Source organism: Streptomyces argenteolus, assembly GCF_042902585.1.
GTDB classification, from domain to species: Bacteria; Actinomycetota; Actinomycetes; order Streptomycetales; family Streptomycetaceae; genus Streptomyces; species Streptomyces argenteolus.
This window is the reverse complement of record NZ_JBIBEG010000002.1, coordinates 1229163-1251520: the sequence shown is the minus strand read 5'-3', so window position 1 is coordinate 1251520 and position 22358 is coordinate 1229163. Positions and strand designations below refer to the sequence as shown.

Below are 22358 nucleotides of genomic sequence, written 5' to 3'. Positions count from 1 at the left end.
CCCCGCTCCGCGCACCTCAGGCCCCCTTCCCCGCGCCCCTCGAAAGGACCTCTTCCCATGACCCGTGCCGCCCTCGTCGTCGGTGTGGGTGCCCGCCGGGGCACCCCGGCCGAAGAGGTGCTCGGTCTGATCCGGGGGACGCTGGAGGCGGCCGGACTCGCGGCCGGTGACGTGGTGGAACTGGCGACGCTCGACACCAGGGCCGACGAGCCGGGGATCACCGGGGCCGCGGCACGGCTGGGGGTGCCGGTGCGGTCGTACCCCGCCGGAAGGCTGGCGGAGGTGCGCGTACCGAACCCCTCGGCGGCGCCGTACGCCGCTGTCGCCACGCGTTCGGTCGCGGAGGCGGCGGCACTCGCGGAGCCCGGTGAACTGCTTGTCCCGAAGCGGAAATCGGCGTCGGCGACCTGCGCGGTGGCCCGCCGGAGTCCGATGGCTGAGAACCCGGCATCGACGAATGGCTCCCGGCCGTTCACCATGGCTGCCATGCTGCCCCCCACGAAGCACACGAAGCACACGGATGACGCCGGTCCCGATCTGCGGCACCACGGCGACGCGGAGATACGCGGTCTGGATCTGACCGACCTCGCAGTGAACGTCCGCACCGGCACACCCCCCGACTGGCTGCGCGAGCGGATCACCACGTCTCTGGGGTCGCTGGCCGCCTACCCGGACGGCCGGCCCGCCCGCGCGGCCGTCGCCGGGCGGCACGGGCTGCCCGAGGAGAGAGTCCTGCTCACCGCAGGCGCGGCGGAGGCGTTCGTGCTGATCGCGCGGGCCCTGCCGGCGCGGCGGCCGGTGGTCGTGCATCCCCAGTTCACCGAGCCTGAGGCAGCCCTGCGCGCGGCGGGCCACGAGGTCGGGCGGGTGCTGCTGCGCCCTGAGGACGGCTTCCGGCTGGACCCGTCGGCGGTGCCCGAGGAGGCGGACCTGGTGGTGGTCGGCAACCCGACCAATCCGACGTCCGTCCTGCACCCCGCGGGCGTACTGGAGCAACTGGCGCGCCCCGGGCGGACCCTGGTGGTCGACGAGGCGTTCATGGACGCCGTACCGGGCGAGCGGGAGGCGCTCTGCGCCCGCCAGGACCTCCCCGGGCTCGTGGTGCTGCGGAGCCTGACCAAGACCTGGGGTCTGGCGGGTCTGCGAATCGGCTATGTCCTGGCCGACCCGGCGACCCTCGCGCTGCTCCAGGAGGCGCAGCCGCTGTGGCCGGTGTCCACCCCCGCCCTGGCGGCGGCCGAGGCCTGCATGGAGCCGCGTGCGCTGGTCGAGGCGGCGGACGCGGCGGACCGGATCGCTGTCGACCGGGCCCATCTGCTGGCCGGGCTGGCGGAGTTCAGCGAGGTGCGGGTGGTGGAACCGGCGGAGGGCCCGTTCGTGCTGCTGCGGCTGGAGCGCGCGGACGAAGTACGGGAACTCCTGCGAGCGCGCGGGTTCGCGGCGCGACGAGGGGACACCTTCCCGGGGCTGGGAAGCGAGTGGCTGCGCCTCGCCGTACGCGACCGGGTGACGACCAATCGGTTCCTGCAGGCGCTCGACCTGGCGTTGCAGGGGCTGCCCAGGAGGACCGCCGGCTGAGGGCCGGGGTGCCTCCGCAGCCGGGAGCCGGGGTCGCGGGGTGGTGGCTGCGGGGCGGTGGTTGCGGGGCAGTTGTCGCGGGGCGGTGAGGGTGCGTCGGCGGGGGCTGGGGGCGCGTGGGACGAGGTCACCCCGGGGCGCCGGGGCGGTGCTCCGAGGGTCGCTCCGGGCCGGCGGGGGAGGAACAACGAGCCCCCCGGGCGTGCCCCTGGGCGAGTGAGGCTGGGGAACGCGAGGAGCAGTGCTCGGGTACGGCAGCACTGCCCGCCCGGGAGAGCGCCGCTCTGCCGCGTGAGCACCGCCCACCCCAGAGCACTGCTCTTCTGGGGGAGCACCGCCTATCTGAAGAGCAGTGCTCCCCCACGTGAGCACCGCCCACCCGCCCACGCCTGGAGCGCCGCCCGCGCTGAAGAGCACCGCTCTCCCCCGTGACCACTGCCCGCACGGGGTGCACTGCTCCACCGGGTGAACACCGCTGCCGCCCGCGCGGGGGAGCACTGCTCCACCGCGTGAACACCGCTGCCCCCGGAGCACCGCTCCACAGCACGAGCACTCCCCACCCCCGGGGGCACCGCTCCCGCACGTAATCACTGCCCGCACAGGAGAGCACTGCTCCGCCGCACACGCACGTACACCGCCCACTTCCCCCACTCCGCGAGCAGCAGCACTGCGATGAGGCGATTCCCCACCGCGCGGGAGAGCGCCGCTCTGGCACGGCATCACCCGCCCCCACCGAGAGCGGCGCTTCACCACGGGAACACACACGCCTCCGAGCGGGCCTTCGCCCGGGAGAGCAGTGCTCCGGTCCAGCAACACCGCCCTCGCCTGAGAGCAGCGCTCCCCCACGCGGTGCCACCCCCGGCCGGCACATGCACCGACCCCCGGCCGACGTGTGCGCCGCCCCCACCCGAGAGCAGTGCTCCCCGACATGTGCGCCGCCCTCACCCGAGTGCAGCGCTCCCGGCACTCCCCTCGCCCCCAGGCGGCGAACCGCGCTCCCCCGCACCACCACCGCCCCACCCGGCGCGCTACGTTCCTCCGCGAACGCCCCAGAGAGCAGCGGTTCCCCGCGAACACCCCAGAGAGCAGCGCCCCCCAGCGGCTCGCCCTCCGCAGCGCAGGCGCCCCCGAGCAGGCCCAGGCGCAGGCCTCAGCCCCGGGCGCGCCTGCGGGCCAGGACGGTGGCGCCGGCACCGGCGGCCAGCAGGACTGCCGCGCCGCCCGCGAGGTACGGGGTCGACGAGCTGGAGCCGGTCTCTGCGAGATCGCCCGGTCCGGACGCCTGAACCGGGCCGGATCCGGTCTGCGGCTTCACATCTACGCCGTCGTCCGCACCCCCCGTACCACCCGTGCCGCCCGTGCCGCCCGTGCCACCCGTACCACCCGTGCCGCCCGTGTCACCGGAACCGCTGCCGCCCGTCCCGCTGTCACCCGAGCCCGAGTCGCCGCCCGTCGACCCACCGTTGCCGGAGGACCCGCCGTTCTCCGAACCACCGTCACCCGAACCGCCGTTGCCGGAGGACCCGCCGTTCTCCGCACCACCGTCACCCGACCCGCCGCCCTTGGGTGTCCGGCAGGTCGCCTCGGCCAGCGTCACCTCGCCCTCCACCTCGGCGACATTGAGGTTCGCCGGGTTGACGGACACCGCGAGCCGCAGCGCCGTCGCGGCTGCCGTGCGCGTGGTGGTATCGGTCCTCGACAGGTCGAGCGTGACCTCTCCGACGCCCGGCACCTCGATCCTCGTCGTACCGGCGGACGTGAGCCGGACCCTCTTGCCGAGCACGGACACGTGACCCAGCACGTTGGACTCGGCGACCGGCTTGCGGCCCACCTCGCACAGCGCCTTGGAGGTGACCTTCTGGACCTCGATCAGCGAGAGCAACGGCAGACCGGGCAGATGGACCCGGGCCTTCGCGAGGTTGACGTACCCCTCGGCCTTGTGTGCGTCCACCATGGCGTTCGCCGTGGCCACGTCGGCCTTCAGGACGTGGATCGGCCGCCCCTTGTCGACGCCGTCGAGTTCGACGGTGAGGGCGGTCTTCTTCGCCGTGGCCGGCGCGTGCACCTCGTTGAGCGTGGCCTCGAGCGGAACCTGGATCGACTTGTTCAGGAGGGAGACGTCCAGCCCGGTGCGGAGCACGACGGCGCCGGCCTTTCCGTGGCCACCGCCCGGCGTGGCCGGGTTCGTCGCGGGGGCTGCGTGCGCGGGGACGGCGACCAGCAGAGCGACGGGAGCGGCGGCGACCGCCAGGGCGGCCAGACGGAAGGTGTTGCTGTTCAAGATGGTGGAACCCCCACAAGAGACATGGAGCCGCCGGCGCCGTCCAATGGGGGACATCGCGGGCACCGGTGGCCTCGACTCCGTGAATCTTTACGCACGGAGAGTGAACTGGCCGCTCCCTTCAGCCAGTTCACTCCAACGAGGGGTTTCCGCGTACGTATTCGAATCCCCGGGCACAGGAGTTCCTCTGCGTCACCCGGAATCACCGCTTCACCGGCCGTTCGGCACGGACGTCGCGCCTCACCGCCGGGCGGACCGAGGTGCTTCAACGAGAGGTCCGCCCCGAGGTCACCGCCGGTCAACACGACGCCCGCGGGCGGGTCAACCGGAATCAGCCGATCACCCTCCCGTTGAGCACCACCCTGCGCGGCGAGCCCAGCACCCGCACATCCGCCCGCGGATCCTCGTCGTACAGCACCAGGTCCGCGGGGGCGCCCTCCTCCAGCCCCGGGCGGCCCAGCCAGCTCCGCGCGCCCCAGGCGGTCGCGGAGAGCGCGTCCAGGGGCGGGATGCCGGCCTTCACCAGCTCGGCGACCTCCGAGGCGACGAGGCCGTGGGCCAGCGAGCCGCCCGCGTCCGTGCCGGCGAACACCGGGATGCCCGCGTCGTACGCCGCGCGCACGGTCTCGTACCGCCGGGCGTGCAGCTGCCGCATATGAGCGGACCAGCGCGGGTACCGGACCTCGCCGGCCGCGGCGAGACCCGGGAACGTGGCGATGTTGACGAGGGTCGGGACGATCGCCACGCCGCGTTCCGCGAAGAGCGGGATCGTGTCCTCGGTGAGCCCCGTCGCATGCTCGATGCAGTCGATCCCGGCCTCCACCAGATCGCGCAGGGCCGCCTCGGCGAAACAGTGCGCGGTGACCCGGGCACCCAGCCGGTGAGCCTCGGCGATCGCGGCCTCGACCTCGCCCCGGGGCCAGCAGGCGGCCAGGTCTCCGGCGTCCCGGTCGATCCAGTCACCCACCAGCTTCACCCAGCCGTCTCCGCGCTGCGCCTCCTGCGCGACGTAGGCGACCAGGTCGCCCGGCTCGATCTCGTGGGCGAAACCGCGGATGTAGCGGCGGGTCCTCGCGATGTGGCGGCCCGCCCTGATGATCTTCGGCAGATCCTCGCGCTCGTCGGTCCACCGGGTGTCCGAGGGCGATCCCGCGTCCCGGATGAGGAGCGTGCCGGCCTCCCGGTCGGTGAGAGCCTGCTTCTCGCTCGTCGCCATGTCGACGGGCCCCTCGTGGCCGAGGCCGACATGGCAGTGGGCGTCGACCAGGCCGGGCAGCGCCCAGCCGGTGAGCGTCGTCGCACCGTCCGCGCCGGGCGGCCTCGTGTAGGTGATCTGCCCGTCCACGGCCCAGAGTTCGTCCCTCACCTCGTCGGGCCCGACGAGCACCCGCCCCTTGATGCGCAGCACCGGCGCCACCTCGTGATCGCTCATGGACAGCACTGTACGAGGCGGGCCCACCGGGGCTCCCGGAGGTGCTGGGTACCCTCGACGCAGGCGCTTTACGCGCACCTGCCGACCCGAAGAGAGCACCACCGTGACGCACCCGTTCCTCGACCTCCCCCCGCTCACCGCCGCGCGTTTCGCAGCGATCGAGGGGCGGGTGGCCGGCCTTCTCGCGACCGAACAGGACGTCGTCATCATGCAGGGCGAGGCGCTGCTGCCCCTCGAAGGCTGCATCCGGGGCGGCGCCCGGCCGGGTTCGACCGCGCTGAACATCGTCACCGGCCCGTACGGCCAGACCTTCGGCAACTGGCTGCGGGACTGCGGCGCCGAGGTCGTGGACCTCACGGTGCCGTTCCACGCCGCGGTCACCGCCGAGCAGGTGGAGCGGGCGCTCGCGGAGCACCCCGAGATCGACTTCGTCTCGCTCGTGCACGCCGAGGCGGCGACCGGCAACACCAACCCGGTCGCGGAGATCGGCGCGGCCGTACGGGCGCACGGGGCGCTGTTCATGGTGGACGCGGTCGCCTCCGTGGGCGCGGAACCGCTGCTGGTGGACGCCTGGGGCGTGGACCTGTGCGTCATCGGCGCGCAGAAGGCGATGGGCGGGCCCGCCGGCGTCTCGGCGGTGTCGGTGAGCGCGCGGGCGTGGGAGCGGATGGCCGCGAACCCGCGGGCTCCGCGTCAGTCCTATCTCTCGCTGCTGGACTGGAAGGCCCGCTGGATCGACGGGGGCCGCAAGGCGCTGCCGCACGCTCCCGCCCAGCTGGAGATGCTCGCGCTGGAGGCGTGCCTGGAGCGGATCGAGGCGGACGGCCTGGACACCGTCATGGCACGGCACGCGTCCGCCGCCGCGGCCACCCGGGCGGGTGCCACGGCGCTCGGCGGCGGTCTGGAGCCGTACGTGCACGACGCCCGCGACGCGGCTCCGGTCGCGACGACACTGCGCGTACCGGAGGGCCTCGACGCAGCGGCACTGGTCGGCCGGGCGCTCGCGGCCGATCCCTCGCTGCCGCTGATCGCGGGTGGTGGGGCACTGTCCAAGGAGATGATCCGGGTCAATCACTACGGTGCGGATGCCACGCGGGACGCGGTACTCGCCTCGCTGGCCGCCCTGGGCGCCGCACTGGAGGACGCGGGCCGGGCGACCGATGTCGATGCTGCCCGGAAAGCCGTCGCGGAAACCTGGCGGAACAGCTGAATTACTCATTGCGACCCATGGTCGAGGATTCAATCGACATAAAAGGGGAGCTGCTTTATCGAAAGCAGCTCCCCGCATTCTTCTTCCCCCGTTCCACGAGCCTAAACGCCGCGGTTTTCACTCGATCGGCCCAAGCGGTCCAAACGGATGTCAGGGGAGTTACAACGATGTGACCGACCCCACATCACGCCCGTTATGGGCGGTAAATTCCGGACAGGACAGGCTAAAACGCCTCCCTCTCAGGGCCAGGCCGCGCCCGCGTGATAACACAACAGGCTTCTGCACCCAACCCCTTGCGGCGATGCAATTTTGATTTTTGCTGGGTAAATTCAATTCGCATGACCGCCGCACCAGCAGATTTTGCCCGTGCCCGAAGCGAATTCCTCAGAATCGACACCCCTCGAGTGGAGGACGGAGCCGCGATCTGGCGTATAGCCCGCGACTCCGAGGTCCTGGACCTCAACTCCTCGTACAGCTACCTGCTGTGGTGCCGTGACTTCGCGGCGACCTCCGTGGTCGCCCGCGACGAGAACGGCGACCCGATCGCCTTCGTGACCGGGTACATCCGCCCCGACCGCCCCGAGACGCTCGTCGTCTGGCAGGTGGCCGTCGACCAGGCCCACCGTGGCAAGGGACTGGCGGCCACGCTGCTGGACGCGCTGACCGCCCGTGTCGCCTCCGGCCAGGGCCTGGCATCGGTCGAGACGACCGTCACCCCGGACAACACCGCTTCCGACCGGCTGTTCACCTCCTTCGCGCAGCGCCACGACGTGCCGCTGGAGCGCGAGGTGCTCTTCGACGGGTCGCTGTTCCCGGAGGGGACGCACCTGCCGGAGGTGCTGTACCGCATCGGCCCCTTCTAGGGCCTCCTGTCGCCCCTCCGCGCCCCGCCCGGGCGCGGCTTCCTGGGGCATGTACGACCCGCCGCCCGTCACACCCCCCCTCGAGCAGGAGATTCGCTGTGACCATCACCCCGCCCGCCCTGAGCGTCTTCGAGAGCCTGGAGTCGGAAGTACGGAGCTACTGCCGCGGTTGGCCCGCAGTCTTCGACCGCGCGCAGGGCGCCCGTATGACCGACGAGGACGGCCACTCGTACCTCGACTTCTTCGCCGGTGCCGGTTCACTCAACTACGGCCACAACAATCCGGTGCTGAAACGCGCGCTGATCGACTACATCGAGCGCGACGGCGTCACCCACGGCCTCGACATGGCCACGACGGCCAAACGGGCCTTCCTGGAGACCTTCGAGAACGTGATCCTGCGTCCCCGGGACCTGCCGTACAAGGTGATGTTCCCGGGCCCGACCGGCACCAACGCCGTCGAGTCGGCGCTGAAGCTCGCCCGCAAGGTCAAGGGGCGCGAGTCCGTCGTCTCGTTCACCAACGCCTTCCACGGCATGTCGCTCGGTTCGCTCGCCGTGACCGGCAACGCGTTCAAGCGGGCCGGCGCCGGCATCCCGCTGGTGCACGGCACCCCCATGCCGTTCGACAACTACTTCGACGGCAAGGTCCCCGACTTCCTCTGGTTCGAGCGGCTTCTGGAGGACCAGGGCTCCGGGCTCAACAAGCCCGCCGCCGTGATCGTGGAGACCGTGCAGGGTGAGGGCGGCATCAACGTCGCCCGTGCCGAGTGGCTCCGCGCGCTCCAGGAGCTCTGCCACCGCCAGGACATGCTCCTGATCGTCGACGACATCCAGATGGGCTGCGGCCGGACCGGCGGCTTCTTCTCCTTCGAGGAGGCCGGCATCGTCCCGGACATCGTCACGCTGTCGAAGTCGATCAGCGGATACGGCCTGCCGATGTCGCTCTGCCTCTTCAAGGGCGAGCTGGACATCTGGGAGCCCGGCGAGCACAACGGCACCTTCCGCGGCAACAACCCGGCCTTCGTCACGGCCGCCGCCGCGCTGGACGCCTACTGGGCCGACGGCCAGATGGAGAAGCAGACCCTCGCCCGTGGCGAGCAGGTCGAGCAGACACTGCTGGCGATCTGTGCCGAGGACCCGACCGCGCACTTCCGTGGCCGCGGGCTGGTCTGGGGCCTGGAGTTCACCGACCCGGCGCGCGCCTCCGCCGTCTGCGCGCGCGCCTTCGAGCTGGGCATGCTGCTGGAGACCTCCGGCCCCCAGTCCGAGGTCGTGAAGCTGCTCCCGCCGCTGACCATCACCCCCGAGGAACTGGACGAGGGCCTGCGCACGCTGGCCCGCTCCGTCCGCGAGACCGCCTGACCCGGGCCACACCCCGGAACAGGCACCCAGAGCAGGACAGAAGAGAAAGGCACCACCCCACCGTGATCGTCCGATCTTTCAGTGACATCGAGAACACCGACCGGCACATCAGGTCCGCATCAGGCACCTGGGAGAGCAAGCGCATCGTGCTCGCCAAGGAGAAGGTGGGCTTCTCGCTCCACGAGACCGTGCTCTACGCGGGCACGGAGACGTCGATGTGGTACGCGAACCACATCGAGGCCGTTCTGTGCACCGAGGGCGAGGCCGAGCTCACCAACGACGAGACCGGCGAGAAGCACTGGATCTCCCCCGGGACGATGTACCTGCTGGACGGACACGAGCGCCACACCCTGCGGCCGAAGACCGACTTCCGCTGCGTGTGCGTCTTCAATCCCCCCGTCACCGGACGGGAGGACCACGACGAGAACGGTGTCTACCCGCTGCTGACAGAGGAGGGCTGAACCATGACCACCGATGTACGCGCCGACCTGTACCCCTCGCGCGGCGCCGCCGAGATGACCACTCCCCGCCAGGACCCGGTCATCTGGTCCGCGCCGGGCGCGCCGGGGCCGGTCACCGCGAAGGACCTCCAGGGGTTCGAGGAGAACGGCTTCCTCACCGTCGACCAGCTCGTCACTCCCGACGAGGTGGCCGTCTACCGCGCGGAGCTGGACCGGCTGATCGCCGATCCGCGCATCCGCGCCGACGAGCGCTCGATCATCGAGCCGCAGTCCCAGAGCGTGCGCTCCGTCTTCGAGGTGCACAAGATCAGCGAGGTGTTCGCGAACCTCGTCCGTGACGAGCGGGTGGTGGGCCGGGCCCGCCAGATCCTGGGCTCGGACGTGTACGTCCACCAGTCCCGGATCAACGTGAAGCCCGGCTTCGGCGCCTCGGGCTTCTACTGGCACTCGGACTTCGAGACCTGGCACGCCGAGGACGGTCTGCCGAACATGCGGACGGTGTCCGTCTCGATCGCGCTGACCGAGAACTACGACACCAACGGCGGGCTGATGATCATGCCCGGTTCGCACAAGTCGTTCCTCGGCTGCGCGGGCGAGACACCGAGGGACAACTACAAGAAGTCCCTGCAGATGCAGGACGCCGGCACCCCGTCCGACGAGGCGCTGACGAAGATGGCCGACCGGCACGGCATCAAGCTCTTCACGGGCAAGGCCGGTTCGGCGACCTGGTTCGACTGCAACGCGATGCACGGGTCGGGCGACAACATCACCCCGTACCCGCGCAGCAACGTGTTCATCGTCTTCAACAGCGTCGAGAACACCGCGCAGGAGCCGTTCGCGGCTCCGATCCGCCGGCCCGAGTTCATCGGGGCGCGCGACTTCACCCCGGTGAGGTAGTCACGCACGGCGTACGGACGGGGCGGAACGCGTCAGGCGTTCCGCCCCGTCCGCGTGCGGATCGCGGAGCACGGCTGGGCCGGCCGCCTGCGTACGGCCTCGGCGAACGGCCGCCCGGGAGGCTGCCGGCCACCCGTCCGTTGTTACGCTGCCTTCGCCGATCATGGTGGTGATCGCGCGCCCCTCGGAGAGGTGGGACCCCATGCGAACGGTTCACAGGACGACGGCGGGGGCACTGACGTCTCTGCTGGCCGGTGCCGCACTCGTCGGGTGCGGGGGCGAGGGCGCGGGGCCGGCGCAGAAGTCCGCCTCGGAGCTGCTCGACGAGGCCAACGCCAGGATGGAGAAGCTGAGTTCCCTCACCATAGAGATCAGCAACACGGTAGGCGAGGACCGTGTGACCTGGCGGATGACCACGGACCTCAAGAGCCGTTGCCAGGTGAGGAACACCTTCTCCCGCAGTGGCACCCTGGAGCAGATCCGGATCGGCGAGACGGACTACGTGCGCCCGGACAAGGCGTACTTGGAGGCCTGGAGCGGCAACGATCTCGGCGCCGCCCACCCGGGCACCTGGGCGAAGGTGCCCGTCTCCCGGGCGAGGGAGGGCGACGGGCTCTCCCGCTGCACGAGGCCGTTCGAGTCGTTCGGCACGGCGAAGAAGGGCGAGGCCACCCGGATCGACGGCCGCGAGGCGCTCGGGCTGGACGTGACCGATCCGGCGGACAAGGAAGGCACGTACACCTTCTACGTCGCCACCGAGGGCGAACCTCATCTGCTGAAGGCCGTGTACCGGAGCGGCAAGCAGGTCACCACCACGTCGTTCAGCGACTTCGACGAGCCGCTGGACATCCGGCCGCCCGCGTCGGCCGACGTGCTGGATCCCGGTGAGCCCGCCGGGTAACGGTCGCGGCCTCCGCCTCTCCGTGCGCCGGCCCTGCCTCGGGGCGGGTAGCCGCGTCAGACCGTGATGGTCTTGTACTCGGTGTACGTACCGAGTCCGACCGCGCCGTACTCGCGGCCGATGCCGCTGGACTTGAAGCCGCCGAACGGGCCGTCGAAGGCGACGGAGGCGCCGTTGACGGTGACGGTGCCGGTGCGCAGGCGCCGGGCGACCGCGAGGGCGTGCTCCTCGTCGGAGGACCAGACGCCACCGGAGAGGCCGTACTCGGAGTCGTCGGCGATGCGGACCGCTTCGTCCACGTCGTCGTAGGCGATGACGACGAGGACCGGGCCGAAGATCTCCTCCCGCGCGATCCGCATGGAGTTGTCGACGTCGGCGAAGACGGTGGGCGTGACGTAGTTGCCCTGCTCCAGGCCCTCGGGGACCTCCGGGCCCCCGGTGACCAGCCGGGCGCCCTCCTCGATGCCGAGGCGGATGTAGTCGCGCACCCGCTCCTGCTGGTCGGGGCGGATCATCGGGCCGACGAAGGTCTCGGGGTCGTCGGGGTCACCCACCTTCAGCGACTCCACCAGGTCCTTCAGCCCGGCCACGATCTCCTCGTACCGGCTGCGCGGAGCAAGGATCCGGGTCTGGGCGATGCAGGACTCACCGTTGTTGAGCAGGGAGGCGAACTTCACGCCCTCGATCGCCTTCGCGATGTCGGCGTCGGGCAGGATGAGGGCGGCGGACTTGCCGCCCAGCTCCAGGCTGACCCGCTTCAGCTGCTCGCCCGCGATCGACGCGATGCGACGGCCGGCCCGTGTGGAGCCGGTGAAGGAGATCTTGTCGACCTCCGGGTGCGACACCAGGTACTCGCTCGTCTCCCGGTCCGCGGGCAGGACGCTGATCACGCCGTCGGGCAGGCCGGCCTGCTCCAGCAGTTCGGCCAGGAACCCCATGCTCAGCGAGTTCTCAGGCGAGACCTTGAGCACGACGGAGTTCCCCGTGACCAGGGCAGGGATGATCTTCGAAGTGGCCGAGGAGAACGGCGAGTTCCACGGGATCACCGCAGCCACGACGCCGACCGCCTCACGGCGCACCACGCTCCGCACCTTCGACCCCGGGTCGGAGGGGGCCTGGGTCTCCTCCCAGGCGAACTCCTGCGCCGCCTTCAGGTAGGCGTTCGCCTGCCGGGTGAGACCGGGCTGTCCCGCGCGGGTGAACCACCCGGCGGAGCCGTTCTCCAGGGAGATCAGGCGCGCGATGCGCTCCGCACTCCTCTCGCGCAGCGCGTTGAAGCGCCGCAGCGCCGCGATCCGCTCCGCCGGCGGGGTCAGGCGCCACCGGCCCGCCTCGAAGGACGCGCGTGCCGCGGCGACCGCACGGTCGATGTCGGCGGGCCGCGCCTGGACGGCCCGGCCGACCACCGAACGGTCGTGGGGGGAGGCGATGTCGAGCAGCTCCGGCTCGCTCGCCTCGACCCAGGATCCACCGACGAAGAGCCGGTCGTACGTGATCATGTGCTGTCCCACTTCCACGCTGTCGGGCGTACCCGCGCTCCGCTTAACTGTCACTTTAATGTAGCACTTACCATTCGTAGCTTCACGTTGGAGCGCCATTTACCCGCACCATCGCCCCGCCGGGACCTGACCCTCGACGGGCGGGGCCTCCGGCATCACATGTCACTCTGCTGTCGCCTTTGATAGGCTCTACCGCACATATGCGTGACAGCACTCCACTCAGGAGTCACACTCCGCCGTTACACTCGACGCCGTGAGAGCCGACGCAGCACGCAATCTGGAAGCCGTCCTGACCACCGGGGCGCGCATGCTCGCCGCGGACCCCGGCGCGAGCATCGCGAGCATCGCCGCCGAGGCAGGTGTGGACCGGCGCACCGTCTACCGGCGTTTCGCCTCCCGCGAGGAACTGCTGGCCGCCATCTACGAGTTCCGTCTGACGGCCGTGGAACGGGCCGTCGAGGACGCCCGGTTGCGGGAGGCGCCGGTCGCCGTCGCCCTGCACCGCTACGTCGAGAACGTCATCGAGGTCAACCGCACGTGGCCCGTGGACCTCACCCGCATGCTGGCCGACGACGGGGTGCGCGCTCGCCGGGACGCCGCGGCCCATGAGGTCGACGTGTTCCTGCGTCGCGCCACCGAGGAGGGGCTCCTGCGCCCCGGTGCCCCGGAGGGCTGGGTGAGCGCACTGCTGCCCCAGCTCATGCACCTGGTCGCCCGGCAGCTGCCCGGCCTCAGCTCCGCCCGGGCGGCGGACGTCGTCGTGGACACGCTGCTGCGCGGTGTCGGGGCCCCCTGACCGAAGGACACCAACTCACTGGACCCGGGCGGGGGTCAGCGGAGACAGTGGCCCCCATGACCTCGCTCGTACAGCACATCACCATCGACTGCGCCGACGCCTACGGACTGGCCCGCTTCTGGGCCGAGGTGCTCGGCGCGCCCCTGTCCGACGACGACGCGCCCGGCGATCCCGAGGCCCTCGTCGAGGCCCCGGGAGCGGCGCTGCTCTTCGTCACGGTGCCCGAACCCAAGAGCGGCAAGAACCGCGTCCACCTGGACGTACGCCCCGAGGGGCGCACCCGCGACGAGGAGGTCGAGCGGCTGCTGGCCTCGGGTGCCACGATGGTCGCCGACCACCGCAAGCCGAACGGCAGGGGCTGGGCGACCCTGGCCGATCCCGAGGGCAACGAGTTCTGCGTGGAGTGCGGTGCCGCGGAACGCGCCGCGCTGACCGGCGCACGGCTTCCCGTCACCGCTGACGACGTCACGCTGGCGGTGCGGCTGGCGGTCGACACCCTCGCGCAGTCCCCCGCGGACGACTGGCGTGTCCCGGCGGGCTCGTTGACCTGGGACTGCTGGGAGACCGTGGAGCATCTGAGCGACGACCTCTTCGCGTACGCCGTCCAGCTCGGCCCGCGCAGGCCGCCGCAGGCTCGTGAGGTGCCCTACCGGTACGGCGCCGAGCGCGAGGGCGGCCCCGCCAACTCGATCTTCGCCGACCCGGAGGCGGGGACGGCCGGGCTGCTCCAGACGCTGGAGGCGAGCGGGGCCCTGCTGGCCGCGATGGTGCGGACGACCCCCGCCGACGTGCGCTCCCACCACGTGTACGGGCTCTCCGACCCGGAGGGCTTCGCCGCCATGGGCATCGTCGAGACCCTGGTGCACACCCACGACGTCGCCGCCGGGCTGTCGCTCTCCTGGACGCCGCCCCGGGACCTGTGCGACCGGGTACTCGCCCGGCTCTTCCCCGAGGCGCCGGACGACGACGACCGGTGGACCGTGCTGCTCTGGTCCACCGGCCGGGCCGATCTGCCGGGGCGCGAGCGTGTCACCTCGTGGAGGTGGCACGGCGCGCCCCTGTAACGGTTACCTGTGCGAGAACCAGGTGGCCGCCGGGAGCAGCTTGCCGTTGTGGTCGAACACCGCCTGGTTCTCCCAGGCGTTGCCCGACGACGGGTCGGCGGGGTCCCAGCCGCTGCCGGTCACGGCCGTCCAGGAGGGCTCCCAGTAGACGGCGCCCAGACCCCGGCCGTTGGGGACGGCCTCCACGACGTTCATGACGTCGCGGAGGTTCGCCGCCTGGCCGGCCGGGGTGGCCGGGTAGCCGGTGACCAGCTGGTTCGTGGTGGCGACGTTGTTCTCCAGGCCGTCGTCGTTCGCGAGCGTGTGGGCGTAGGCCGTCTCGGCGACCATCACCGGCTTCCCGTAGCGGGAGGCCGCGTCGTCTAGGTTGGCCTGGAGCTCGGACAGCGCCCCGTGCCAGTAGCCGTAGTAGGACAGGGCGATGACGTCGAAGGGCACCTTCTGCGCCACGGCGTTGTCGAACCACCAGCGGGTGCCCGCGTTGTCGCCGCCCTCGGCGAGGTGCAGCGCCACCTTCGTGCCGGAGGAGACGGCCTTGGCCGCGTTCGCCCCGGAGGTGATCAGGCCCGCCAGCTGGGACCAGTTGTCCGTGGAGCCCTCCGGCCAGAGCATCCCGCCGTTGATCTCGTTGCCGATCTGCACCATGTCGGCGGTGGTGCCCTGGGCCTTCAGGGCGTTCAGCACGTCGTAGGTGTGGTTGTAGACGTCGGTGCGGAGCTGGGTGTAGCCGTGGCCCGCCCAGGCGGCGGGCTTGTTCTGCTTGCCGGGGTCGGCCCAGGCGTCGGAGTAGTGGAAGTCGACGAGGATCTTCATCCCGAGGGCCTTGGCGCGCTTGGCCATGGCGAGGACGCGGGCCTTGGTGTTGTAGCCGTCCGCCGGGTTCACCCACACCTTGAGGCGTACGTAGTTCATGCCGGAGCTCTTGAGGATGCTCATGGCGTCCCCCGCCGTGCCGCTCGCGTTGCGGTACGTGGCGCCGTACGCCTCGTTCTTCGGCAGCGTGGAGAGGTCACCGCCCCTGACGCTCAGCCCGGTGGTCCCCGGGGTGAAGGTGATGTCGTCGAAGTTGGCCCACTCCCCCGCGTGGGCGTCGAAGTTGAGGCTGATCGTGCAGGCCCCGCCGATCACCTTGACGGAGGTGACGAGCCTGATCCAGGCGCCGTTCGCGGTGGGCGGCAGGTCCGTGCGCTGTTCGGCGGAGCCACAGTTGCGCAGGGCGATGTAGGCGGAGTTCTGGCCACCGCCGGAGCGGACCCAGGCGCTGAGGGTGTACGTGCCGTCGGTGAGGCCGCTCAGGTACTGGTAGGTCTCGACCTTGTACGCCGAGGCCGACCAGTGGCTGAGCCGGGTGCTGCCGCCGTGGCCGCCCGCCTCGGTGAAGGAGGCGGCGTTCTGGCCCCCGGCGGAGTACGTCGACCAGCCCGTCGTCCCGGACTCGAAGCCGGTGTTGACCGGGGCGGTGGCCGCGTGGGCGGCCTGGGCGGGTAGTGCGGCGAGCAGGAGACCGGAGAGGGCGGCCACCGCCCCGGCCGCCTTCGCGCGGATGTGCGTCGTTCCGTACATCGTCGATGTCCCTTCGACAGTTGTGCGGGGTTAACGTGCGGGCGCCTCAGCCGTCGAGACGGACGACGCGGACCGATCCCGCCGGAACGGCGAGTTCGTCCGCGGCGGGCTCGCCGGTGAGGAGTTCGGTGCCGGGGGCGTCCAGCGGTACCCCGGCGTCGGCGTCGGTGTGGTTGATCACGAAGAGGAAAGTGCCGGTGGCGCCGGTGCGGCGCACGACCTCGACGTCGTAGGGGAGGCCGGTGCGCGCCTCGACGCCGGCGTCGGCGGCCACGCGGTCCAGGACGGCGTCCAGGTCCGGGCCGGAGAGCCGGGTGGAGATGTACCAGGCGGTGCCCTCGCCGAGGCGGTTACGGGTGACGGCGGGGCGGCCCGCCGGGATGCCGTCGGCGTACGACCACGCGGTCTCGGCCCCGCGCGGGATCACCACGTCCGACCAGAGGTCACCGGTCAGCCCGGGACCGTCGGGGGCGCCTTCGGGGGTGATCAGCCGGACCGTGCCGCCCTCGCCGAGCGGGGCGAACTCCTCGACCGTCAGGCCGAGGACGTCCCGGAGCGCGCCCGGGTAGGCCCCGGGGTGCACGGCGTCGTCGGTGTCGACGATGCCGGAGAAGTACGAGACGACGAGGGTGCCGCCGTTCTCGACGTACCGGCGCAGGTTGCGGCCGGTCTCCTCGGTGGCGAGGTAGAGGGCCGGGACGACGACGAGGGGGTAGCCGGAGAGGTCGGCGTCCGGGTGGGCGAAGTCGACGGTGAGGTGACGGTCGTAGAGCGAGGCGTAGAACGTGTCGGCGCGCTCGCGGGCGTCGTGCTCCTCGCTCGGCCGCCACTCCAGGCGCTGCGCCCACCAGGACTCCCAGTCCCAGAGCATCGCCACGTCCGCGACGGTGCGGGTGCCCCGGACGTCCTCCAGACGGCCCAGGCCCGCGCCCAGCGCGCTCACCTCGCGCCACACCCGTGAGTCGGTTCCGGCGTGCGGGACCATCGCGGAGTGGAACTTCTCGGCGCCGCGCCGTGACTGCCGCCACTGGAAGAACATGGCGCCCTCGGAGCCGCGGGCGACGTGGGCGAGGCTGTTGCGGGCCATCTCGCCGGGGCGCTTGGCGGGGTTGCGGGGCTGCCAGTTGACGCCGCTGGTGGAGTGCTCCAGCAGGAGCCAGGGGGCGCCGCCCGCGACCGAGCGGGTGAGGTCGGCGGCCATGGCGAGGTTGACGTGGGTGCGGCGGCCGTCGGTGATCAGGTAGTGGTCGTTGGTGACGAGGTCGACCTCGCGGCCCCAGGCCCAGTAGTCGACGGACTCGCACTGGCTGAGCGCGGTCATGAAGTTGGTGGTGACCGGGATGCCGGGGGCGAGCCGGTGCAGGATGTCGCGTTCGGCGGTGAAGTTCTCGCGCATGGTGGCGTCGGCGAAGCGGGCGTAGTCCAGCTGCTGCGCGGGGTTGCCGACCGTGGGGGTCGTGCGGGGCGGGTCGATGTCGTCGAGGCTGCGGTAGCGCTGGCCCCAGAACGCGGTGCCCCAGGCCTCGTTCACCGCTTCGACGGAGCCGTGCCGGGCCGCGAGCCAGCGGCGGAAGTGCGCGGCGCAGCTGTCGCAGTAGCAGGCGCTGACCGGGACGCCGTACTCGTTGTGGACGTGCCAGAGCGCGAGGGCGGGGTGCGTGGCGTACCGCCGGGCGAGCTGTTCGGTGATGTTCGCCGCGGCGGCGCGGTAGGGCGCCGAGCTGTGGCAGATGGCGCCGCGCGATCCGAAGGCGTAGCGGACCCCGTCCCGGTTGACGGGCAGGGCCTCGGGGTGGGCGCGGTAGAACCAGGCCGGCGGGGCGACGGTGGGGGTGCCGAGGTCGGCGCGGATGCCGTTGACGTGCAGCAGGTCCAGGAGGCGGTCGAGCCAGCCGAAGTCGTAGGTGCCCGGCTCGGGTTCCAGGAGCGCCCAGGAGAAGATCCCGACGCTGACCATGCTCACGCCGGCCTCCCGCATCAGGCGTACGTCCTCGTGCCAGACCTCTTCGGGCCACTGCTCGGGGTTGTAGTCGCCGCCGAAGGCCAGCGTGCGCAGGCCGGCCGGGTAGGGAGCGGATTCTGGATGCGGCATGGACAGCTCCTGGCTCTTCGGGACAACTTCTGGGAACGTGCACACACACTCTCGGCGGCGCAGGGCCAACATAACCGCACAGCAACAACCATTGACAAGTGTCGGTTTGGTTTCTCTACTGTGAACGCTCACAGCGCAGATCCGGCCAGTCGGCCGGTGCGCTCGCCGGTCTCGTCAGGGGAGAAACCATGAAATACCGCATCGTCGCGGTGTCCACCGCCGCCGCTCTCGCCGCCACCGCCCTGCTGTCGGGATGCGGCTCGGACGACGGCGGCGACGAGCCGGCCGCCTCGGGGCCCGTCTCGCTCACCTACTGGGCGTGGGCACCGGGCCTGGACAAGGTCGCGGACCTCTGGAACAAGGGCCCCGGCAAGGAGCAGGACATCACGGTCACGGTGAAGAAGCAGGCGTCGGGCGACGACCTGGTCACCAAGATCATCACGGCGGCCAAGGCCCACAAGGCCCCCGACCTGGTCCAGGCCGAGTACCAGGCGCTCCCCACGCTGGTCTCCAACGACGTCCTGGCCGACATATCGAAGGAGGCGGGCGACGCCGAGGGCGAGTTCACCGAGGGCGTCTGGCAGCAGGCGACGCTCGGTTCGGACGCCCTGTACGCGCTGCCGCAGGACTCCGGCCCGCTGATGTTCTACTACCGCCAGGACCTCTTCGAGCAGTACGGCCTGACCGTGCCCACCACCTGGGACGAGTTCGCCGAGACCGCCAGGGCGCTGAAGAAGAAGGCGCCCGACAAGGACCTCACCACCTTCTCCTCCAACGACTCGGGGCTCTTCGCTGGGCTCGCCCAGCAGGCCGGGGCGAAGTGGTGGACCACGGGCGGCGACAAGTGGAAGGTCGCCATCGCCGACACCGCCACGCAGAAGGTCGCGGACTTCTGGGGCGGCCTGGTGAAGGAGGGCGTCATCGACAACCAGCCGATGTACACCCCCGCCTGGAACAAGGCGCTCAACACCGGCAAGCAGGTGGCCTGGGTCAGCGCGGTGTGGGCGCCGGGCACGCTGACCACCGCGGCACCCGACACCAAGGGCAAGTGGGCGATGGCCCCGCTCCCCCAGTGGACCGCGGGTGCGAACGTCACCGGCAGCTGGGGCGGTTCCTCCACCGCCGTCACCAACGACTCCAGGAACAAGAAGGCCGCCGCCACCTTCGCGAAGTGGCTGAACACCGACCCGGCGGCCCTCGCCGCGCTGGTGAAGGAGAGCGGCATCTACCCCGCCGCCACGGCCGCACAGACCGGCGGCGCCCTGTCGAAGGCTCCGGACTACTTCTCCAACCAGCCCGCCTTCTACACGGAGGCGGCCAAGATCGCCCAGGGCACCGCCCCCGCCGCGTGGGGCCCGAACGTCAACGTCGCGTACAGCGCCTTCAAGGACAACTTCGCCGCTGCCGCCAAGGACCGGTCGGACTTCGGCGCCGCGCTGACCGCCATGCAGGACGCCACCGTCGCGGACCTGAAGAAGCAGGGCTTCGGGGTCTCGGAGTGACACGCGCACCGCGCGGGAAGGCGTCCGGGGTCAAGAGCGCCCCGTACGTCTTCCTGGTCCCCGCCACCGTCCTGTTCCTGCTCTTCTTCGCCCTGCCCATCGGCTACGCCGTCCACCTCAGCTTCCGCAGGACCGAGGTCAGGGGCCTGGGTCTCGGCAAGGGCGCGCGGGAGGAGATCTGGGCCGGACTCGCCAACTACACCGACGCGCTCTCCGACTCCGAGCTGCTGCACGGGGCGCTGCGCATCCTCGGCTACGGCGCGATCGTCGTCCCGGTGATGCTCGGCCTCGCCCTGCTCTTCGCCCTGCTGCTGGACACGGACGGGCTGCGCATGCGCGGCTTCAGCAGGCTGGCGATCTTCCTGCCGTACGCGATCCCGGGTGTCATCGCCGCGCTGATGTGGGGCTTCCTGTACCTGCCCGACGTCAGCCCCTTCCTCTACGCGCTCGACGCGTTGGGGCTCCCTCAGCCCGATCTGCTGGACGGCGGGCCGCTGTACGCCTCCCTGGCCAACATCGCGGTGTGGGGCGGCACCGGCTTCAACATGATCGTGATCTACACCTCGCTGCGGGCCATCCCCGCCGAGATCTTCGAGGCCGCCCGGCTCGACGGCTGCTCCCAGCTCCAGATCGCCCTGCGCATCAAGATCCCGATGGTGGCGCCGTCCCTGATCCTGACCTTCTTCTTCTCGATCATCGCGACGCTCCAGGTGTTCAGCGAGCCCACCACGCTGAAGCCGCTGACCAACTCGCTCTCCACCACCTGGAGTCCCCTGATGAAGGTCTACCAGGACGCCTTCGTCAACAACGACATCCATGCGGCGGCGGCTCAGGCGGTCATCATCGCCCTGGCCACCCTCGCCCTGTCCTTCGGCTTCCTCCGGGCGGCCAACTCCCGTACGCAGCAGGGAGACTCACGATGAGCACCCAGCCCCTGGCGGCCCCCGGCCGCCGCCGCCTCCCGCTCGTGCCGACCGCGGCGCTCCTCCTGGGCGCGCTGTACTGCCTGCTGCCCGTCGCCTGGGTCCTGGTCGCCTCGACGAAGTCCGGCAGCGAGCTGTTCTCCACCTTCACCTTCCTGCCCGGTTCCGGCTTCACGCAGAACGTCGCCGACCTCACGGAGTACCGCGACGGGGTGTACTGGAGGTGGATGGCCAACTCGGCCTTCTACGCCGGGGCGGGCGCCCTGCTCTCCACCGCGGTGTCCGCGGTCTCGGGCTACGCCCTGGCCGTCTACCGCTTCCGCGGCAGGGAGACGGTCTTCAACGTCCTGCTCGCCGGGGTGCTCATGCCGCCGGTGATCCTCGCCGTGCCGCAGTACCTGCTGCTGGCCGAGGTGGACATGACCGACTCCTACCTCTCGGTGCTGCTGCCGCTGATCCTCTCGCCGTACGGCGTCTACCTCGCCCGGATCTACGCGGCGGCGGCCGTGCCTGCGGATGTGATCGAGGCCGGGCGGATGGACGGCGGCGGCGAGTGGCGGATCTTCCGGACGATCGCCCTGCCGATGATGCTGCCCGGGCTCGTGACCGTGTTCCTCTTCCAGTTCGTAGCGGTATGGAACAACTTCCTGCTGCCCTACATCATGCTCGGCGACGACGAGAAGTTCCCGGTGACCCTGGGCCTCTACACCCTGCTCCAGCAGGGCTCGAACACCCCGGCGCTGTACACGCTGGTCATCACGGGCGCCCTGCTGGCGATCGTCCCGCTGATCGCCCTGTTCCTCGTGATCCAGCGGTTCTGGAGCCTTGACCTGCTCTCCGGCGCCGTAAAGTCCTGACAGCTCCTCAACAGGGCACCCCTTCATGAAAGATCAAGCACCATGAGCCGCACAGAACAGAACGGCGCGGGACGCCGCAGGCCTCCGACGATCCACGACGTCGCCCGGGAGGCCGGAGTCTCCAGGGGCACCGTCTCCCGGGTGCTCAACGGCGGTCACAACGTCAGCCCGGCCGCGCTCGAAGCGGTTCAGTCCGCCATCCGCCGGACCGGCTACACCGTCAACCGGCATGCCCGCTCCCTGATCACGGGCCGCTCCGACTCGGTGGCGTTCCTGCTGACCGAGCCGCAGGAGCGCTTCTTCGAGGACCCGAACTTCAACGTGCTGCTGCGCGGCTGCACCACCGCCCTCGCCGCGCACGACATCCCGCTGCTGCTGATGATCGCGGGCACCGAGGCGGAGCGGCGCCGCAACATGCGCTACATCGCCGGGCACGTGGACGGGGTGCTGCTGGTATCCAACCACTCGGGGGACCCGGTGGCGGCCCAGCTGCACGAGGCCGGCGTACCGCTGGTGGCGTGCGGGAAGCCGCTCGGCCAGGGGTCGCGGGTCAGCTATGTGGCGGCGGACGACCGCAACGGAGCGCGGGACATGGTGCGCTTCCTGTACGAGTCGGGGCGCCGCAGGATCGCCACCGTCACCGGGCCGCTGGACACCCCGGGAGGTGTGGACCGGCTGGCGGGCTACCGCGAGACGCTCGCCGAGTGCGGGCTGCCGGTGGACGAGTCGCTGATCGTGCCGGGCGACTACAGCCGGGCGGGCGGCGAGGCCGCGGCGGCGCTGCTGCTGGAGCGGGCGCCGGACGTGGACGCGGTGTTCGTCGCGTCCGACCTGATGGCGCAGGGGGTGCTGAGCACTCTGGAGCGGGCGGGCCGGCGGGTGCCGCAGGACATCGCGATCGGCGGTTTCGACGACTCCCCCGCGGCGCTCGCGGCCCGGCCGGAGCTGACGACGGTCCGTCAGCCGTGGGACCGGATCAGCGCGGAGATGGTCCGGGTGCTGCTGGCGCAGATCGGCGGGGAGGACCCGGCAGCGGTCATCCTCCCCACCGAACTGGTACGCCGGGAGTCGGCGTAGG

18 protein-coding genes are annotated in these 22358 nt (G+C 71.2%); 13 read left to right on the top strand and 5 right to left on the bottom strand.

All coding sequences use genetic code 11. The features are described from left to right. Window positions 1-57: 57 nt before the first annotated feature. Window positions 58-1578 (top strand): Rv2231c family pyridoxal phosphate-dependent protein CobC, encoded by a 1521-nt coding sequence (gene cobC / locus ACFY8O_RS12175; RefSeq protein WP_387900931.1) that lies wholly within the window; start codon window positions 58-60, stop codon window positions 1576-1578. 1150 nt (window positions 1579-2728) lie between these two features. Here cobC and ACFY8O_RS12170 read toward each other — a convergent pair. Together ACFY8O_RS12170 and ACFY8O_RS12165 are read right to left on the bottom strand one after the other, a co-directional pair. Continuing rightward, entirely contained in the window at window positions 2729-3859 is a 1131-nt protein-coding gene (locus ACFY8O_RS12170; protein ID WP_387900928.1) for an SCO1860 family LAETG-anchored protein, read from the bottom strand. Window positions 3860-4190: 331 nt separating this feature from the next. Then, complete coding sequence (locus ACFY8O_RS12165; protein WP_387900926.1) at window positions 4191-5291, bottom strand: amidohydrolase family protein; 1101 nt, start codon at window positions 5289-5291, stop codon at window positions 4191-4193. 103 nt (window positions 5292-5394) lie between these two features. Between ACFY8O_RS12165 and ACFY8O_RS12160 the strand changes: the two genes are divergently transcribed. The 6 genes from ACFY8O_RS12160 to ACFY8O_RS12135 all read left to right on the top strand — a co-directional run bounded on the left by ACFY8O_RS12160 (window position 5395) and on the right by ACFY8O_RS12135 (window position 10984). Then, entirely contained in the window at window positions 5395-6501 is a 1107-nt protein-coding gene (locus ACFY8O_RS12160) for a pyridoxal-phosphate-dependent aminotransferase family protein (RefSeq protein ID WP_387900924.1), read from the top strand. A gap of 338 nt (window positions 6502-6839) precedes the next feature. Next, a complete protein-coding gene (ectA, locus tag ACFY8O_RS12155) occupies window positions 6840-7364 on the top strand; it encodes a diaminobutyrate acetyltransferase (protein WP_387900921.1) in 525 nt (174 codons plus the stop codon). 98 nt (window positions 7365-7462) lie between these two features. Next, window positions 7463-8725: a diaminobutyrate--2-oxoglutarate transaminase gene (gene ectB, locus ACFY8O_RS12150; RefSeq protein ID WP_387900919.1), complete on the top strand. Its 1263-nt coding sequence runs from the start codon at window positions 7463-7465 to the stop codon at window positions 8723-8725. A 62-nt stretch (window positions 8726-8787) separates the two neighbouring features. Beyond that, window positions 8788-9186: an ectoine synthase gene (locus ACFY8O_RS12145; RefSeq protein ID WP_387900917.1), complete on the top strand. Its 399-nt coding sequence runs from the start codon at window positions 8788-8790 to the stop codon at window positions 9184-9186. A gap of 3 nt (window positions 9187-9189) precedes the next feature. Beyond that, entirely contained in the window at window positions 9190-10083 is an 894-nt protein-coding gene (gene thpD, locus ACFY8O_RS12140; protein WP_145802558.1) for an ectoine hydroxylase, read from the top strand. 202 nt (window positions 10084-10285) lie between these two features. Beyond that, the gene (locus ACFY8O_RS12135; protein ID WP_387900915.1) at window positions 10286-10984 is read left to right on the top strand and encodes a hypothetical protein; all 699 of its coding nucleotides are present in this window, start codon (window positions 10286-10288) and stop codon (window positions 10982-10984) included. A gap of 56 nt (window positions 10985-11040) precedes the next feature. On the opposite strand, the gene ACFY8O_RS12130 is transcribed toward ACFY8O_RS12135, so the two are convergent. Then, window positions 11041-12483, bottom strand: coding sequence for an aldehyde dehydrogenase (locus ACFY8O_RS12130; RefSeq protein ID WP_387901132.1), 1443 nt, complete (start codon window positions 12481-12483; stop codon window positions 11041-11043). Window positions 12484-12790: 307 nt separating this feature from the next. On the opposite strand from ACFY8O_RS12130, the gene ACFY8O_RS12125 reads away from it, so the two are divergent. Together ACFY8O_RS12125 and ACFY8O_RS12120 are read left to right on the top strand one after the other, a co-directional pair. After that, window positions 12791-13279, top strand: a complete 489-nt coding sequence (locus tag ACFY8O_RS12125; RefSeq protein WP_387901130.1) for a TetR/AcrR family transcriptional regulator — start codon at window positions 12791-12793, stop codon at window positions 13277-13279. A 56-nt stretch (window positions 13280-13335) separates the two neighbouring features. Beyond that, complete coding sequence (locus ACFY8O_RS12120) at window positions 13336-14343, top strand: VOC family protein (protein ID WP_387900913.1); 1008 nt, start codon at window positions 13336-13338, stop codon at window positions 14341-14343. Between the two features lie 3 nt (window positions 14344-14346). Here ACFY8O_RS12120 and ACFY8O_RS12115 read toward each other — a convergent pair whose 3' ends face one another. Continuing rightward, a complete protein-coding gene (locus ACFY8O_RS12115) occupies window positions 14347-15906 on the bottom strand; it encodes a glycoside hydrolase family 53 protein (RefSeq protein ID WP_387900911.1) in 1560 nt (519 codons plus the stop codon). A 46-nt stretch (window positions 15907-15952) separates the two neighbouring features. Further along, a complete protein-coding gene (locus ACFY8O_RS12110; protein WP_387900909.1) occupies window positions 15953-17998 on the bottom strand; it encodes a beta-galactosidase in 2046 nt (681 codons plus the stop codon). A 188-nt stretch (window positions 17999-18186) separates the two neighbouring features. Between ACFY8O_RS12110 and ACFY8O_RS12105 the strand changes: the two genes are divergently transcribed. Genes ACFY8O_RS12105 through ACFY8O_RS12090 form a run of 4 tightly spaced genes read left to right on the top strand, consistent with a single transcriptional unit; the run spans window position 18187 to window position 22357 of the window. After that, complete coding sequence (locus ACFY8O_RS12105; RefSeq protein WP_387900907.1) at window positions 18187-19500, top strand: ABC transporter substrate-binding protein; 1314 nt, start codon at window positions 18187-18189, stop codon at window positions 19498-19500. Continuing rightward, window positions 19497-20423 (top strand): carbohydrate ABC transporter permease, encoded by a 927-nt coding sequence (locus ACFY8O_RS12100; RefSeq protein WP_145802544.1) that lies wholly within the window; start codon window positions 19497-19499, stop codon window positions 20421-20423. Before ACFY8O_RS12105 ends, ACFY8O_RS12100 begins: the two co-directional genes overlap by 4 nt. Then, the gene (locus ACFY8O_RS12095; protein ID WP_387900904.1) at window positions 20420-21280 is read left to right on the top strand and encodes a carbohydrate ABC transporter permease; all 861 of its coding nucleotides are present in this window, start codon (window positions 20420-20422) and stop codon (window positions 21278-21280) included. Before ACFY8O_RS12100 ends, ACFY8O_RS12095 begins: the two co-directional genes overlap by 4 nt. Window positions 21281-21322: 42 nt before the next feature. Next, complete coding sequence (locus tag ACFY8O_RS12090; protein WP_145802541.1) at window positions 21323-22357, top strand: LacI family DNA-binding transcriptional regulator; 1035 nt, start codon at window positions 21323-21325, stop codon at window positions 22355-22357. Window position 22358 lies beyond the last annotated feature (1 nt).